Genomic DNA, 15,264 nt, shown 5'->3' with positions numbered 1-15,264 from the left:
CGTCGCGCGCGCCGGGCACGTCCTCGCCGGGCGGCTCGGCTCACGCGCGAGCGCCGACCTCGTACCGGAGTTCTGCGACTGGCTGCCCGCCGTCGCGCTCGGCGCCGCGCTCGGTCTCCCCTACCGCCGCACCGAGGCACTGCGCCGCTGGTGCCGGGCGGGCGGCCCCGCGCCGTTGCCCCTGCCCGACGCGCTCGCGGCACGGGCGCGGGGCGCCGAGCGCGCCACGGCCTCCGCGCTCGCCTCGCTCCTCGGCACGCTCCTCACGCGCCCCACCCATCTCGCGGCGGTACGGGACGAACCCGCCCTCCTCGACGCGGTGTGGGCCGAGACGCTGCGCCACGACCCGCCCGCGCCGTACCTGGTGCTGCGCGCGCGGGAACGCATACGGCTGCCGGGCGGGACGGTCGCGGCGGGGGAGCGGGTGCTGTGCCTGCTGGGAGCGGCGGGCTGGGACCCGGAGGGGTACCCGGACCCGGGCCGCTGGGACCCGTACCGGGCCGGGCCCGCGCCCGTACCGGCGCACCCCTGGCCGGACCTCGGGCTCCTCACGGTGCGGTACGGGCTGCCGCCGCTGCTCGCGGTGCCGGGACTCGCCCTCGCGCCCGGGTTCGCGCCGAGGGCGGTGGGGGTCCGGGTACGGGGGGCCGAGGCGCCTGCTGGTGCGGCTCGGCGGGTGAGGAGGTGAGACGGCGGGGCGGGCGTGGCAGGGGGCGGACACGGCGCGGCCCCGCCGCACGGGGAGTGCGGCGGGGCCGGGGCCCGGGCTCAGACGGTGACCGCCTCAGCCGGTGTCGCTCGGGGGGTTACTTCTTCTGCCAGCCGATCAGGGTGGGCGGGCCCATGACGCCATAGTGGCCGTAGAACTGCGCGGCACCGTAGTTGGCGAGACCCTTCTTGACGGCCCAGATGGCCGGGCCGTTGTAGAGCGGCATGGCGCCGTACGTGGCGAGGGCCTTCTTCTCGACCTCGTTGCCGGTCTTCAGCTGCTCGTCCAGGGTCGGCAGGTTGGTGACGGCCTGAACCTCCTTGTCCATGCTCTTCGGCACGGAACGGGAGACGTTCAGCTGGGAATCGGAGCAGTACACCTGGCAGAGGTAGAGCATCCCGTTCGGGTCGCTGGAGATGAAGCCCATGCCGAAGATGTCGAAGGCGCGGTCGCTGAACACCTTGTTGAAGTCGGCGGAGGGACGCGCGTCGATGTTCATCTTGACGCCGATGTTCTTCATCATCTGCGCGAGTGCCGTGGCACGGGCCTTGGTCGTCGCCCGGTCACCGATGGTGGGGAAGGTCAGCTCCAGCTTCTTGCCGCCCTTCTCCCGCACTCCGTCCGAACCGGCCTTCCAGCCCGCGGCGTCAAGGTCCTTCTTCGCCTTCGCGGCGTCGAACTTGACGAGCTTGCCGAAGTTGTCCTCGTAGCCCTTCTGGAAGGAGAAGAGGCTCAGCGATCCCGGCAGGTCCTCGGTGTAGCCGAGCCCGTTGAACGCGATCTTGGAGACCTGGGAGCGGTCGATGCCCTCCATCAGGGCCTTGCGCACCGCCGGGTCCTTGAGCTGCGGTGTCGTGCTGTTGAAAATCAGGAGGTTGTTGGAGGTCTCCGTGCCCCGGCGCAGCTCGGTGCCCTGGACCCCCTTCACCTGGTTGAGCTGCTCGGCATCCTGCACCTCGACGGCGTCGATCTCGCCGTTCTTGAAGGCGTTGATGGCGGAGCTCTCCTCCCTCTGCGTGAAGGTGAACTCGTCCAGATGCGGCTTGTCACCCCACCACTTCGGGTTGGGCTTGAAGATGATCGTGCCGCCCTTGGCGTCGAACTTGGAGATGGTGTACGGGCCCGCGCCCCACTCCGCGTGCGGCTTGCCCAGGTACGCCTTGTTGAACGCGTCGGCCTTGGCGATGTGCGGGTTGACGAGCGAGGAGAAGAGCGACTTCCAGTACACGAAGGGGCCGCTGAAGGTGACGATCGCCTCGTCGTCGTCCTTGCCCTTCTTCACCGACGTGATGCTGGAGTAGCCGTCCGTCGATCCGACGACGTAGTCCTTGTCCTTGCCGTTGAGCGCGTTCCAGGTGTCGCGGAACACCGTCCAGTCGAAGTCCTGGCCGTCGTTCCACTTCGCCTTGGGGTTGATGTCGTACGTGACCTGGGTCTTGCCGTCGACCGTCTTCTGCTTGACGTCGGCGAGGTAGTCCTTGTTGAAGGTGATATTGCCCTTCGGGTCGTTGAAGGACAGCTGAGGCACGTAGAACCAGGCGATCTTCGAGGTGTACAGCGAAGCGTTGCCGTGGAGGTTGTTGAGCTGGTCGGGGATCTCCACGATGGGGAGCGTCAGCTTGCCCCCCTGCTGGAGATTGCTCGCCGGCTGCGGGTTGTAGGAGGTCAGGACCCCGGACTCGCTGGTGGCGCCCTTCTGCTCCTTGCCACCGGACTTGCTGTCGTTGTCGCTGTCACCTCCGCAACCGGAGAGGACGAGCGAAGCGGTGGCGGCGAACGCCACCGCGCTCAGAACGAGCTTTCTCATGACTGCCTTTCAGTCGGTACGTCGGCGGACGTGGTCAGGTCCGCCGGTGTCGAGTCCGCGAAATGGCACGCGGAGGAGTGGTCCGGGGTGGCCCGTTCCGTGAGTTCCGGGGTGATGTCCAGGCACTGGCTCTTGCGGGACTCCGGCAGCGTGAGGTGCAACGGGCACCTGCTGACGAAGCGGCAGCCGGGGCTGTCATCGGTGGGGCTCGGGAGGTCGCCCTTGAGCAGCACGCGCTCCCGGCTCCGCTCGGCGACCGGGTCGGGCAGCGGGATCGCGGAGATGAGGGCCTTCGTGTACGGGTGACTGGGGTGGTCGAAGACCGAGTCGATGTCGCCGATCTCGACGATCCGGCCCAGGTACATGACCGCGACCCGGTCGGAGATGTGGCGCACCACCGACAGGTCGTGCGCGACGAAGAGATACGAGAGCCCGAGTTCGGCCTTCAGCTCGTTCAGCAGGTTGATGACGCCCGCCTGCACCGAGACGTCGAGCGCCGAGACCGGCTCGTCCAGTACGAGGAGCTTCGGCTTGGTGGCGAGCGCCCGCGCGATGCCGATGCGCTGGCGCTGGCCGCCGGAGAACGCCGCGGGGAAGCGGTCGCGGTGCTCGGGGTCGAGCCCCACCAGCTCCATGAGTTCCGCGACCTTGGTGGCGAGTTCTTCCTTGTCGTGGCCGCCGGTGGCGCGCAGCGGCTCCGCGAGGATGTCGAAGACGGTCATGCGCGGGTCCAGGGCGCCCATGGGGTCCTGGAACACCATCTGCATCTCGCGCCGGACGGCGGCGATGTCCGCACGGCGCCGCAGGTCCGCCGCGTTCTTGCCCGCGACGGAGATGCTGCCCCGTTCCGGCGCCTTGAGCCCCATGATCTCCAGGAGCGTCGTCGTCTTGCCGCAGCCCGACTCGCCGACGAGACCGAGGGTCTCGCCCTCGCGGATGTCGAGATCGATGCCGTTGACGGCGAAGACGGTGCCGACCTTGCGCTTGAGCAGGCCGCCCTTGGTGAGCGGGAAGGTCTTCGTGAGTCCGGAGAGTTCGAGTACCTTCGGGCGCTCCTCGCGGGGCACCGCGGCGGCCTCGGGCTCCCGCAGGGCGGGGACGGGGAAGACGGGCTCGCCGTCGATGGTGCCGTCGCTGATCTCGGTGGCGCGGCGGCAGGCGACGGAGTGCGCGGCCTGGGAGCCTTCGACGGCGGGGGAAGTGCCCGGCTCACCGCGGCCGATCGCCAGCAGTTCCGGTTCGGCGGTGCGGCACGCGTCCTCCGCGATCGGGCACCGCGCGGCGAAGGGGCACGCGTCCGGCAGGTCCACCAGGAGCGGCGGGGTCCCCGGCACGGGGGTCAGGGCGTCCCTGGCCCGGTCGTCCAGGCGGGGGATCGCGCCCATGAGGCCGATCGTGTAAGGCATCCGGGGGCGCGCGAACAGCTCGTCCACCCCGGCCCGCTCGACGGGCTTGCCCGCGTACATGACCATGACGTCGTCGGCGGAGCCCGCGACGACACCGAGGTCGTGCGTGATCATGATGACCGCGGCCCCGGTCTCGCGCTGCGCCGTCTTGAGGACGTCGAGGATCTGCGCCTGCACGGTCACGTCGAGCGCGGTCGTCGGCTCGTCCGCGATGATCAGGTCCGGGTCGTTCGCGATCGCCATGGCGATCACGGCCCGCTGGCGCATCCCGCCCGAGAACTCGTGCGGGAAGCCCTTGGCTCGCCGCTCCGGGTTGGGGATGCCGACCAGGTCGAGGAGTTCGACGGCCCGCTTCCAGGCGGCGGCCGAGGAGATGTCCTGGTGGATCTGGAGCGCCTCGACGATCTGCGCGCCGATGCCGAAGATCGGCGTGAGCGAGGAGAGCGGGTCCTGGAAGATCATGCCGATGTGCTTGCCGCGCACCTTCGACATCGCCCGGTCGTCCAGGGCGAGGATGTTGTTCCCGCCGAGGGTGACCTCGCCCGTGACGGAGGCGTACTCGGGGAGCAGCCCCATGACGGCCATCGAGGTCACGGACTTCCCCGAACCCGACTCGCCGACGATGCCGAGGGTCCTGCCGCGATGCAGGTCGAAGGAGACGCCGCGCACGGCGTCCACGCGGCCCGCCTCCGAGGGGAAGCTCACCCGCAGGTCCCGCACGGACAGCAACGGCTGCCGCGTGTCCGCGGCGGTCGTGATGGTGCTCTGCTCGGTCATGCGCGGCCTCCGGACTGCGAGGTGGGGTCGAGGGCGTCCCGCAGACCGTCCCCGATGAGCGCCATCGCGACGGTGAGCAGCACGACGAGCACGGCGGGCAGATAGAACAGCCAGGGAGCGGTGGTCAGGGTGTTCTGCCCCTCGGCGAGCATCGCGCCGAGCGAGACATCGGGCTGCTTGACGCCGAAGCCGATGAAGGACAGGGCCGTCTCCGACTGCACGGTCGAGGCGACCCCGAGCGTGAACGTCACGATGAGCAGCGAGCCGATGTTCGGGACGAGGTGCCGGACGATCGTGCGCGCGGGGCTGACCCCCATGAAGCGCGCCGCCATGACGTACTCGCGCTCGCGCAACGAGGTCGCGAGCGACCAGATCACGCGGGCGGTGAGCATCCACCCGAAGATCGTGAGGACCACCACCAGGACCTTCCAGTCGCCGCGGTAGTGCGTCCCGACCAGCGCGATGATCAGGAAGGAGGGCAGAACGAGCAGGAAATGCACCACACCGAGCATGACCTGTTCGACCTTGCCGCCGAAGTAGGCGGCCGTGGTGCCGAAAAGTCCTGCGATGACGGTTGTGAAGAGCGAGACGGAGACCGCGATGATCATCGAGCGGCCGAGCCCGTGCACGGCTTGGGCGTAGGTGTCGTTGCCCGCCGGGTTCGTTCCGAACAGGTGCCCCTGGGTGCCGGGCGAGACCGTGAGCGCCGTGAAGTCCGCCTCGGTGTAGTTCCAGTCCGACAGGAACCTGCCGAAGATCGCGAAGAGGGCGAGCAGGACGAAGATGACGAGGCCGAGGAGAGCGCCCTTGTTCCTGGCGAATCGCCGCGCGTAGAGCGCGATGGGCGAGATGCGCTTGCCGGTGGGGCCGGCCTTGCCCGGTGCGGGCGTCGCGGCATCGCCGGTGCGGGCCGCCTCCGCGTCGGGACCGACGCCTGGCATGTTGATGGCCATGTCAGCTCACCCTGATCCTGGGGTCGAGAGCCACGATGACGAGGTCGGAGAGGATCGCCCCGACCGCCGTCATGAGCGCGCCGAACGCGGCGACGGCGACGACGCCGTGGACGTCGTTCTTGCTGATCGTCGTACTGAAGTACTCGCCCATCCCGTGCCAGGCGAAGACCTTTTCGGTGATCACCGCGCCGGTGAAGAGCGCGGGCATCGCGAAGGCCACCTGCGTCGCGACCGGGATGACCGAAGTCCGCAGCCCGTGCCGGTAGATGGCCTGCTGCCGCGTGAGCCCCTTGGAGCGCGCGGTGCGGACGTAGTCGGAGTTGATGTTGTCGAGGAGCAGGGACCGCTGCAACAAGTGGTAACCCGCGTACGAGATGAACGTCAGCGAGATCGTCGGCAGGATCGCGTGCGTCGCACGGGAACCGAGGGTCTCCCAGAAACCTGATACGTCCGTGTTCTCCGCGCCCGAGACGGGCAGCAGTGTGCTGCCGAGCCGCTGGTTGAGCGCGATGGTGAGCGCCACCACGCCGAGGGCGGCCACCGCCGAGGGCGTGTTGAAGGAGACCACCGAGATCCCCTGCCAGACCCGGTCGCCGGCCTTGTACTGCCGCGAGGCGGTGTACACGCCGAGGGCGATCCCGATCACGACGGCCAGGATCGTCGAGGCGATGACCAGCTCACCGCTCACGATGATCCGGTACGACACCTCGCCGTTGACACTGCCGCCGGTCGGCGACTGCCCCCAGTCCCAGTGGCCCACGACTCCTGATATCCAGTCCCACCACCGATCCATGATCGGTTTGTCCGGGTTCAGGTTGTACAGCGACAGGGAGTGGTTGATCTCGGCTGGAGTTCGAGGCGGTCGCAGAGCGGTGTAGTTCGACGCGGGCTTGAGGAAGGCGTTGGCGAGGAAGTACGTGAGGTTGGTCGCGACGACGATCATCAAAAACCAGCCGACTGCTTTGCGGGCGATGTAACGCAGCACTGCTAGCCGGCCTTTCGTAACGAGCTCGTGCACGGTAGGCGGTGACGCGTCGAGTTCTCGATCGTCGATCATGGTCGTGTGGTGGGGAACGCGTCTCGTGCAGCGATCATCAGCGACCGGAGGATCACCGGCCTGTCGGCTGACGTGATCGCTGAACTCGTGGCTGAGGTAGGTCCGTTGTGGCACGAGCGACACCACGCCAAGCTCGCGTCCAGGCCGCGGAAGCGGGCTGTGGGCGCGGGTGCGAAGCACCGGCTGGTGTTCGTCGACCGCCTCCTGGCCACGCTCGTGCATCTGCGCCATGCCGTCACTCATGACGTGCTGGCCTGCTGGTTCGGTGTGGACCGCTCCACCATCACCCGCGCCGTCGGCGAGGTGCGGCCACTACTCGCCGAGCGAGGCTGCACCGTCAGCCCCGGAGTGCGGCTGCGGACTCTGGCCGAGGTCGTCAGCCACCTCGGCGCCGACGGCAAGACCGGGATCATCGACGGCACCGAGATCCGGGTCCGCCGGCCGGCCGCCGGGCGCAAGGACCGGGACAAGTTCATCTCCGGCAAGAACAAGCAGAACGCCGTCAAGACCATGGTCGTCACGGACGGCAACGGCAGCGTGCTGTTCTGCAGCCCGACCAAGCCGGGAAGCTGCGCGGACATCACCCACGCTCGCCAGTTAGGGCTGGTCAAGCTCCTGGCCGACGGCCCCGTCGTGGAGATTCTCGCCGATGCCGGCTACCAGGGCCTGGGTGCCCAGAGCGGCGGACGTGTGGTGACACCGCCGCATCGCAAGTTCAAGAAGAACGCTCCGGACTGGTACGAGGAAATGCATGAGCGGCAGCGCAAGGCGCATTCCTCGCGGCGTATCCGGGTCGAACACGGCATCGCGCACTTGAAGAACTGGCGGGCGCTGGCCCGCCATCTCGGCCGCCGCGAGCACATGAGCGACATCGTCCAAGCCGTCGCCGGTCTGCTGTCCCATCAGCAGACCGCGGATCTGACTTCGGCACGACAGAGGTGAGGACGGCGCCCCACCGTCATCCTCGACGTCTCACCGCCTACCGTGCACGAGCTCGTAAGAGCGCTTCGGCGCACGTCCCCGGCGGTTGGACCGGGGGTGCGGTCTGTGGGGTGACCGGGCAACGGTTCGCGCGTGCACCGGACGGGACGTGCGAGACGCCCAGGTCAGAAAATGATTGGTGCGCGACAGCTCCGGCGTACGACACTGAGGTCAGCTGACGGGGTGGCACCAGGGGTCGGAGCCGGTAGGAGCAGTGCGCCGGGCATGGAACGACAACCTCGCGTGTGAGTCGAGCGGTTCAGGGCAGCCGTGCGATGCGGGCGGCACTGCCGTTGACGATTCCAAGTGGCGAGATATGGCGTCAAGATTCCGCAGGTCGCGATCAGGTTAAATTGCGGGGGCGCACCACTCACTCTTCGCAAAATCTTCGCTTCGGGTCTGGAAACGCGAGGAAAACGCCGGTAGTTGCCGCTGTCGCGTCGGCACTTCCGTCCGCTATGCGGACACTCATGACCGGCCTCCCGCCACCGCCGGCAGGATCTTCCCCGTCACCTCGCCGAAGCCGATCACCGTACCGTCCGCCCCCGGGGCCGTCGCCGTGATCGTCACCTCGTCGCCGTCCTCCAGGAACGCGCGGCTCGTGCCGTCGGCGAGCTTCAGCGGCTCCTCGCCGCCCCACGTCAGCTCCATCAGGCACCCCCGTTCCCCGGGCTCGGGCCCGCTCACCGTGCCCGAGGCGTAGAGGTCCCCGGTACGCAGCGAGGCGCCGTTGACCGTCAGGTGGGCCAGCATCTGCGCGCCCGTCCAGTACATGGCCGAGAACGGCGGCCGCGAGACCGGCTGACCGTTCAGGCGCACCTCCAGGCGCAGGTCGAGCCCCCAGTCCTCCGTCTCGCGCAGGTACGGACGCAAGGCGTGGGCCCGCTCCGGGGGTCGCACGCGCGCTGCCTCCAGGGCCTCCAGGGGCACGATCCACGGGGACACGGACGTCGCGAAGGACTTCGCGAGGAAGGGCCCGAGCGGCACGTACTCCCACGCCTGCACGTCCCGCGCCGACCAGTCGTTGACGAGGCACACGCCGAAGACGTGCTCCGCGAAGGCGCTCGTGCCGACCGGGGTGCCGAGCGTCGAGCCGGTCCCGACGACGAAGCCGACCTCGGCCTCGATGTCGAGCCGCGCCGAGGGCCCGAAACCGGGCAACTCGCCCTCGGCGGGCTTCTTCTGGCCGCAGGGGCGGATGACGGGCGTACCGGACACGACGACCGTCCCCGCCCGCCCGTGGTACCCGATCGGCAGGTGCTTCCACTGCGGCGTGAGCGGTTCCGCGCCGGGGCGGAACATGCGGCCGACGTTCGCCGCGTGGTGCTCGGAGGCGTAGAAGTCGACGTAGTCCGCGACCTCGAAGGGGAGGTGGAGGGTCACCGTGCCGAGCGGGTGCAGGTGCGGCGTCACGGCGGCGCGGTGACGCGGCTCGGTGAGCAGGGCGGTCAGCTCGGCACGTACCGCCGACCAGCGGGCGCGGCCCTGCGCGAGGAAGGGGTTGAGCGCGCCGTGCGCGAAGGTGTCGTCCCCGAGGACGGCGGCGACGTCGAGGACGTGCGCGCCGATCGCGACGCCGACGCGCGCCCGCGCGTCACCGGCCGGGGTGAACACCCCGTAGGGGAGGTTCTGGAGCGGGAAGGGGGAGCCCTCGGGCACGTCGGCCCAGGTGGCGGCGGTCATACGGGGATCTCCTGGTACGTGTCGGGGGTGCCCAGCAGGTCCGCTGCCTGCCGGAGCGGGGCCGAGGTGCCGCACGAGCCGTACGAGACGAGCAGCCGGCGGGCGGCCCGTGCGCCCGCCTCGCCGAGCGCGTGCGCGCGCCGGGCCAGCCGCGCCGCGTCCTCGGTCTCCAGGACCGCCGTCACCTCGCCCGTCGTCGCGCCCCCGGCGGCGGCAGCGGTGGCGAGCAGCAGGTTGAGGTAGCCGTGGTGGCGGAACCCGGTCGCGGGCGCGGTGTGGCGCACCGCCTCGTGCAGCCCCGCCGTCGCCTTGAACGGCACGCCCGCGCGAGCGCAGGCCACGAGCCACGCGGCGACCTCGGGGGCCGTCGGGAACAGCTCCGCGCGGACCCCGCCGCAGCGCAGCTTGGCGCCGACGGGCCGCTCCAGCGCGCGCAGTTCGGTGAGCAGGGGCTCGTACGCGGCGCGCGCCGCCGGTTCCGCGTACACGGGTACGTCCCCGGGCAGCGCGGCCACCGCCTCGCGCACCCCGCCGGGGAACGCGGCGAGCGGGACCTCCACGAGCGCGAGGCGCAGCCGCGGATCGGCGGCGATCGCCGCGCAGTCGGCGGCGAGGCCCTCCGCGCCCCGGTCCGCGACGAGCCCGAGCGCCAAGGAGTCGCCCGGCTCCAGGGCCTTCCGCAGCTCGGCGAGGCGGCTCGCGGGGAGGAGGAAGCGGTGCGCGTGCATCGGGTGCCCGGCGGCGAGGCCGGCGCGGTGGCGGGCGAGCGCGCGGTCCATGGGGAGCGCGGTGGGCGGGAAGAGGCCCGCGTCGTCCACGAGTCCGGCGAGCAGCGCGGCGGGTACGGTCATGCGCCCGGCCCCCGCCCGGCCCAGGTCCACGCGTACGTCCCGTCGTCGCTCGCGCGTCCGCCCTCGCCCAGCTCCAGGGGCCGGAAGGTGTCGACCATGACGGCGAGTTCGTCGAAGAACTCCACCCCGATGGAGCGCTCGTAGGCGCCGGGCTGCGGCCCGTGGCTGTGCCCGCCCGGGTGCAGCGAGACCGAGCCCTGCCCGATCCCGGAGCCCTTGCGCGCCTCGTAGTTCCCGCCGCAGTAGAACATCACCTCGTCGCTGTCCACGTTCGAGTGGTAGTACGGCACCGGGATGGACAGCGGGTGGTAGTCCACCTTGCGCGGCACGAAGTTGCAGATGACGAAGTTGTTCCCCTCGAAGACCTGGTGCACGGGCGGCGGCTGGTGGACCCGCCCGGTGACCGGCTCGAAGTCGGCGACGTTGAACGTGTACGGGTACAGGCAGCCGTCCCAGCCGACGACGTCGAAGGGGTGCTCGGCGTGCCGCAGCCGCGTGCCCACGACCTCGCCGCCCGCGCCCCGGTGCTTCACGAGGACGTCCACGTCCCGCTCGCCGCCGTGCGTCAGTTCCGTGGGGCCGTGCAGGTCGCGCTCGCAGTACGGGGCGTGTTCGAGGAACTGCCCGTAGCGCGAGAGGTAGCGGGACGGCGGGGCGATGTGGCTGTTCCCCTCGACGCAGTAGAGGCGCAGCGGCTCGTCCCCCTCGGGCAGCCAGCGGTGCGTCGTGGCGCGCGGCAGGATCACGTAGTCGCCGGGGCGGGCGGTGAGCCGGCCGAAGACGGTCTCCACCACCGCCCGGCCCGACTCGACGTACACGCACTCGTCGCCGAGCCCGTTGCGGTACAGCGGCGAGGGCGCGCCCGCGACCGCGTAGGAGATCCGCACGTCGCCGTTGCCGAGCACGAGCCGGCGCCCCGTCACGGCGTCCGCGTCCCGCCAGCGCTCGCCCTTGACGAGGCCGTGCAGCGCGAAGTGGCGAGGCAGCAGCGGGTGGTTGGGGACGGTGCGCTGGTCGGGCAGCTCCCAGACCGTGGAATCGGTGATCGCGGAGGGGACGTGGCGGTGGTAGAGGAGCGAGGAGTCCGAGGAGAAGCCCTCCTCGCCCATCAGCTCCTCGTAGTACAGGTTCCCCTCGGGGGAGCGGTGCTGGGTGTGGCGTTTGGGGGGAATGCCGCCGAGGGTGCGGTAGTGGGGCACGGGGTCTCCTCTCGCCCGGGGTACGGGCGCTCTGCCGGTACGGCTCGCCGGATATGCGAGCAGACTTCCCCGTCCCGGCGCGCGGGGTCGCCGTGGTGTCACCCGGACGGGGAGGCGACGCGGTGCGGATCGGCGCGGACGGGCGCCGATGTCGCGATTATCGAGACACATGGGATTGAATGTTGCAACACTGTGCGGAGACGGCCGGTGCCGCGTCAAGGGGCCGGACCGAAACCGAGGGCCGAGGAGCACGGATGACGACGCGGGAGAGGGACGGGGAGCCCGGGGCCGCGCCCGCGCGCCGGGCGGACGGGGCGCAGACGCTGGAACGCGGGCTCGGGGCGCTGCGGATGCTCGCCGAGGCGCCGCACGGACTGCGCGCCGCGGAGGTCGCCGCCGCGCTCGGGGTGCACCGCTCGATCGCGTACCGGCTGCTCACCGCGCTGACCCGCAGCCACTTCGCCGCGCGCGACGCGGCCGGGCGCTACCGCGTCGGCGTCGCCTTCTACACGCTCGCCCAGCGCGCCCGCCCGCCGCTCGTGGACGTCGCGATGCCGGTGCTGCGCGCGCTGGCCGTCGAACTCGGCGCCACCGCCTGCCTCGTCGTTCCCGACGGGCCGCACGCCGTCGCCGTCGCCGTGGTGGAGCCCCCGGGCCCCGGGCCGCGCTTCTCGTACGGGGTCGGCCACCGCGACCCGCTCGACCGGGGCTCGGCGGGGCTCGCGCTGCTGTCGGCGCGGGAGCCGCTGCCGGGCGAGCCGGAGCGCGTCGCCGAGGTCCGGGCGCGCGGCTGGGCCATCACCCACGAGGAGGTCACACCCGGCACGATCGGGGTCGCCGCCCCGCTCCGCGTCCCGGAACCGGGCGATCCGGCGGCGGTCAACGTCATCACCCACCGCCGCTCCGTCGCGGAGCGCGCGGTCCCGCTGGTCGTGGCGGCGGCGAGGCGGATGGAGGAGCTGTTCGCGGGGGAGGACTGAGAGGGGGCCCGTGGGATGATCAAGGTCCCTGCGCGAGCCGGCCGCGCGAGCCGGCCGCCGAGACGACAAGGAGCCCGGAATGGCTGGGTTGTTCGACAATCTCAAGAACTTCAAGGAGAAGGCCGAGGAACTGGCCGGGGAGCACGGCGAGAAGATCACGGGCGGCCTGGAGAAGGCCGGCGACTTCATCGACGCCCGCACGGACGGCAAGTACAGCGCGAAGATCGGCACGGGCGTCGACAAGGCGCAGGACTTCGTGGAGAAGCTGGCGGAGAAGCAGCGGGCGGACGAGAAGCACGTCGAGGACTGAGACGGCGGGGCGGGCGGCGGTTGGACGTCGAACAGCGGCCGGCCGGTACCCGGAGGCCGGGCGCTGTGCCGGAGCGCGCCGTGACGTCCGCGACGCCCGGCCCGCTCACTCGCGTGCCGGTCGCGACGCCTCCCGTATCCCCCGCCAGGCCCGTGCCACCTCCGCCGCGTTCTCCGCGTGGACGCGGAAGACGCGCGCCGCCGCGGGCGCTCCCAACGGCCTTGCGTAGGTGAGGGGTTCGGTGAGTTCCACGGTGAGCGTCGTCATGCCGCCGACCGGCAGGTCCGCTCTGCCCGAGGCGTCCACCGCGCCGGGGCGCGCTTCCGGGAAGGCGCGGTCCGCGCGGACGACGGCTATGCGGGAGGCCGGGAGGGTCACGTCGAGCAGCGGCCCGTACCGCAGCCGCAGGGAGCCGTCCGCCCGCAGGACGTGCGGGCGCACGACGCAGGAGGCGTGCAGCGCCAGGACGTACCAGCAGCCCCACAGGTCGATGACGAGCACCGCCGTGTGCACCCAGGGCCAGGGGATGACGACCGCGAGGGCGACCGTCTCCGCGGCGGCGACGAAGAGGAGGCCGTACATCGTCGCCGCCTGCGCGGGCGCGTACGGGGCGGCGAGATCGCCCGCGCCGACTCCGTCCGGACCCCGGCGGCCCGCCCAGCGCAGGAATCCGCGCCAGAGGGCGAGTTGCTGGGCGGCCAGACGGCGCGCGGGGCGGGGGAGGGGCGAGCGGTTCATGGCGTGCGCTCCTTGAGGAGGGTGATCACGCGGCGCAGGACGGCGGCCTGGGCCGGGGCGAAGTCCGCGTAGAGGGCGTCGAGGAAGCCGTCGCCCGCCGGGTCCCCGGGGGCGAGCGGCAGGCCGGGAGGGAGCAGCGCGACCAGGGCGCGGGCCGTCTCCTCGACGCGGGGATCGTCGGGCGCGGCGTCCGCGAGTTCGTCCAGACGCCCGTACAGCGCCCACGCGCGGCGCGTCGTCCCCGGGTCCGAGGTGAAGGCGCGGGCCAGCGGCCCCAGCCAGCCGCCCGCAGCGGCGCCGTCCGCCGGGGCCGAGGTGTCGAGCAGGGCCAGGAGGCGGCGGTCGAGCGCGAGCGAGGCGGGCTCGGGGCCCGGCAGGTGCGCGGCGGCGCGGTCGAAGTCGGCGAAGAGCGCGGCGAGCGCGGGTGAGACGGGGGCGTCCGGCGGCAGGCCGCCGTCCGCGTCCGCCTGCGCCAACAGCTCCCGCAGCCGGGCGCGGCGCCGCCGGATCGTCTCCTCCTGCCGCGCGAGGTCGGCGTCCAGCTCGGCGAGGATTTCCGCGAGGTCCCGGCCCGCGTCGTCGGCGAGCACGTCCCGTACCTCGTCCAGGCTCAGGCCCAGCTCGGTCAGCCGCCGCACCCGGGCCAGCTCGACGGCGTCCCGCAGCCCGTACTCGCGGTAGCCGTTGGGCTGCCGGGCGGGCTCGGGCAGCAGCCCGATCCGGTGGTAGTGGCGGACGGCCCGGGTACTCACCCCGGCCACGGCGGCCAGCTCTCCGATACGCATGAGGCCAGTAGAAACCTTGACGCGACGACAAGGTCAAGGCGGCGCGGCAGCCCGCTCGGGTACCGCCGCCCCCGGGACGCCGGGGCGCCGGGGTGTGGGCACCGGGGTTCCGGGTCGCCGGGGCGGCGGTGGTCCAGACCGTAGGGAGTCACCGCCCCGGGCGTCAACGAGAGGGGACGGGACTGGCGGGAAAAGGCGGGTCAGCCGGTGCGCACGAGGAGGGCGGCCGGGCGGGAGGCGAAGAGCTCCGCGCACGGGACTCCGCCCTCGTAGGAGCGTTCCCCGCCCGCCTCGCGCCAGCGCCCCGGCGGCAGCGTCAGCACCGTCCCGTTCCAGCCACCCCCTTCCGCGAGCCGCGCCGCGAGGCGCGTGACCGCGGTGAGGACGCGGTCCGAGCGGACGAAGGCGAGGCAGTGCGCCGCCGCCGGTCCGCTCGCGGGCAGCGGGGCGTACGTCGCGTCCTCGCCGAAGCACTCGGGCCGCGCGCGGCGCAGCCGCAGCGCGGTCGCGGTCAGGGCCAGTTTCTCCTCGGGCAGGTCGCGCGGCGCGCGGCCCTCGTCCAGCGCGGCCAGCGCGCCCCGTACGTCCGGAGGCGTCCGACGGTTGTCGGGGTCCACGAGGGTCCGCGACTCCGTCTCGGTGCCCTGGTAGACGTCCGGGACGCCCGGCATCGTCAGGTGCACGAGCGCGGCACCGAGGACGTTCGCGCGGATGTACGGGGCCAGCTCCGCGCGCAGCTCGGCGAGCCGCCCGCCCAGCGGCCCGCACGGGCCGGCCGCGACGAAGCGCCGCACCTCCTCCTCGTACGCCGCGTCCTGCTCCGTCCACGACGTGCGCAGCCCCGCTTCCCGCACGTGCTTGAGGAGCGCCCCGCCGAGCCGCTCCGCGTCCGCGATCCCGAAGCCGAAGGCGAGCTGCCAGGCCGCCCAGCCCAGGTGCGGATCGGGCGCGGGGCACGCGGAGGTCCCGGCGAGGAACGCCTCCCAGCGCTCGGGCACCTCGCTCAGCACCGCGAGCGCCGCGCGCAC

The 15,264-nt window shown here is 71.9% G+C and carries 13 protein-coding genes and 1 pseudogene; 4 read left to right on the top strand and 10 right to left on the bottom strand.

The window, feature by feature from the left end:
* Positions 1-688, top strand: a 688-nt coding sequence (locus SSBG_RS35360) for a cytochrome P450 (protein WP_267880255.1), incomplete at its 5' end; no start/stop codon positions are given.
* 118 nt (positions 689-806) lie between these two features.
* Here the strand turns inward: SSBG_RS35360 and SSBG_RS04255 are convergent.
* The 4 genes from SSBG_RS04255 to SSBG_RS04240 are packed head-to-tail and all read right to left on the bottom strand — an operon-like array spanning position 807 to position 6,637.
* Positions 807-2,516, bottom strand: a complete 1,710-nt coding sequence (locus SSBG_RS04255) for an ABC transporter family substrate-binding protein (RefSeq protein ID WP_008744989.1) — start codon at positions 2,514-2,516, stop codon at positions 807-809.
* The gene (locus SSBG_RS04250; RefSeq protein ID WP_008744988.1) at positions 2,513-4,699 is read right to left on the bottom strand and encodes an ABC transporter ATP-binding protein; all 2,187 of its coding nucleotides are present in this window, start codon (positions 4,697-4,699) and stop codon (positions 2,513-2,515) included. Before SSBG_RS04250 ends, SSBG_RS04255 begins: the two co-directional genes overlap by 4 nt.
* On the bottom strand, positions 4,696-5,652 hold the full coding sequence (locus tag SSBG_RS04245; RefSeq protein WP_008744987.1) for an ABC transporter permease: 957 nt from the start codon (positions 5,650-5,652) through the stop codon (positions 4,696-4,698). Before SSBG_RS04245 ends, SSBG_RS04250 begins: the two co-directional genes overlap by 4 nt.
* Position 5,653: 1 nt before the next feature.
* Positions 5,654-6,637, bottom strand: a complete 984-nt coding sequence (locus SSBG_RS04240) for an ABC transporter permease (protein WP_008744986.1) — start codon at positions 6,635-6,637, stop codon at positions 5,654-5,656.
* A 78-nt stretch (positions 6,638-6,715) separates the two neighbouring features.
* Between SSBG_RS04240 and SSBG_RS04235 the strand changes: the two genes are divergently transcribed.
* On the top strand, positions 6,716-7,651 hold the full coding sequence (locus SSBG_RS04235) for a transposase family protein (RefSeq protein WP_008744985.1): 936 nt from the start codon (positions 6,716-6,718) through the stop codon (positions 7,649-7,651).
* Between the two features lie 507 nt (positions 7,652-8,158).
* Here SSBG_RS04235 and fahA read toward each other — a convergent pair.
* Genes fahA through SSBG_RS04220 form a run of 3 tightly spaced genes read right to left on the bottom strand, consistent with a single transcriptional unit; the run spans position 8,159 to position 11,423 of the window.
* Entirely contained in the window at positions 8,159-9,373 is a 1,215-nt protein-coding gene (gene fahA, locus SSBG_RS04230; protein WP_008744984.1) for a fumarylacetoacetase, read from the bottom strand.
* Positions 9,370-10,224 carry a hypothetical protein gene (locus tag SSBG_RS04225; protein ID WP_037871071.1) on the bottom strand — a complete coding sequence of 285 codons (855 nt, stop codon included), beginning with the start codon at positions 10,222-10,224 and terminating at the stop codon, positions 9,370-9,372. The genes fahA and SSBG_RS04225 overlap by 4 nt, the downstream gene beginning before the upstream one ends.
* A complete protein-coding gene (locus SSBG_RS04220) occupies positions 10,221-11,423 on the bottom strand; it encodes a homogentisate 1,2-dioxygenase (RefSeq protein WP_008744982.1) in 1,203 nt (400 codons plus the stop codon). The genes SSBG_RS04225 and SSBG_RS04220 overlap by 4 nt, the downstream gene beginning before the upstream one ends.
* Before the next feature lie 254 nt (positions 11,424-11,677).
* Here SSBG_RS04220 and SSBG_RS04215 point away from each other — a divergent pair, with 254 nt between their 5' ends.
* Positions 11,678-12,403, top strand: coding sequence for an IclR family transcriptional regulator (locus SSBG_RS04215; RefSeq protein ID WP_008744981.1), 726 nt, complete (start codon positions 11,678-11,680; stop codon positions 12,401-12,403).
* Between the two features lie 79 nt (positions 12,404-12,482).
* Positions 12,483-12,713 (top strand): antitoxin, encoded by a 231-nt coding sequence (locus SSBG_RS04210; protein ID WP_008744980.1) that lies wholly within the window; start codon positions 12,483-12,485, stop codon positions 12,711-12,713.
* A gap of 105 nt (positions 12,714-12,818) precedes the next feature.
* On the opposite strand, the gene SSBG_RS04205 is transcribed toward SSBG_RS04210, so the two are convergent.
* From SSBG_RS04205 to SSBG_RS04195, 3 genes and pseudogenes are all read right to left on the bottom strand, one after another.
* Positions 12,819-13,451 carry a hypothetical protein gene (locus SSBG_RS04205; protein ID WP_008744979.1) on the bottom strand — a complete coding sequence of 211 codons (633 nt, stop codon included), beginning with the start codon at positions 13,449-13,451 and terminating at the stop codon, positions 12,819-12,821.
* A complete protein-coding gene (locus tag SSBG_RS04200; RefSeq protein ID WP_037868906.1) occupies positions 13,448-14,236 on the bottom strand; it encodes a MerR family transcriptional regulator in 789 nt (262 codons plus the stop codon). Before SSBG_RS04200 ends, SSBG_RS04205 begins: the two co-directional genes overlap by 4 nt.
* Positions 14,237-14,436: 200 nt before the next feature.
* Positions 14,437-15,264: pseudogene (locus SSBG_RS04195) on the bottom strand (malto-oligosyltrehalose synthase); the annotation flags it as partial.

Source organism: Streptomyces sp. SPB074, assembly GCF_000154905.1.
In the GTDB taxonomy this organism is placed as follows: Bacteria; Actinomycetota; Actinomycetes; order Streptomycetales; family Streptomycetaceae; genus Streptomyces.
The sequence above is the reverse complement of the archived record's forward strand: the minus strand, read 5'-3'. Positions and strand labels throughout refer to the sequence as shown.

Coding starts and splice junctions, on each gene's coding strand:
- SSBG_RS04225 (WP_037871071.1), bottom strand. CDS start 10,224: ATGACCGTACCCGCCGCGCTGCTCGCCGGACTCGTGGACGACGCGGGC.
- SSBG_RS04255 (WP_008744989.1), bottom strand. CDS start 2,516: ATGAGAAAGCTCGTTCTGAGCGCGGTGGCGTTCGCCGCCACCGCTTCG.
- SSBG_RS04205 (WP_008744979.1), bottom strand. CDS start 13,451: ATGAACCGCTCGCCCCTCCCCCGCCCCGCGCGCCGTCTGGCCGCCCAG.
- fahA (WP_008744984.1), bottom strand. CDS start 9,373: ATGACCGCCGCCACCTGGGCCGACGTGCCCGAGGGCTCCCCCTTCCCG.
- SSBG_RS04250 (WP_008744988.1), bottom strand. CDS start 4,699: ATGACCGAGCAGAGCACCATCACGACCGCCGCGGACACGCGGCAGCCG.
- SSBG_RS04245 (WP_008744987.1), bottom strand. CDS start 5,652: ATGGCCATCAACATGCCAGGCGTCGGTCCCGACGCGGAGGCGGCCCGC.
- SSBG_RS04215 (WP_008744981.1), top strand. CDS start 11,678: ATGACGACGCGGGAGAGGGACGGGGAGCCCGGGGCCGCGCCCGCGCGC.
- SSBG_RS04210 (WP_008744980.1), top strand. CDS start 12,483: ATGGCTGGGTTGTTCGACAATCTCAAGAACTTCAAGGAGAAGGCCGAG.
- SSBG_RS04200 (WP_037868906.1), bottom strand. CDS start 14,236: ATGCGTATCGGAGAGCTGGCCGCCGTGGCCGGGGTGAGTACCCGGGCC.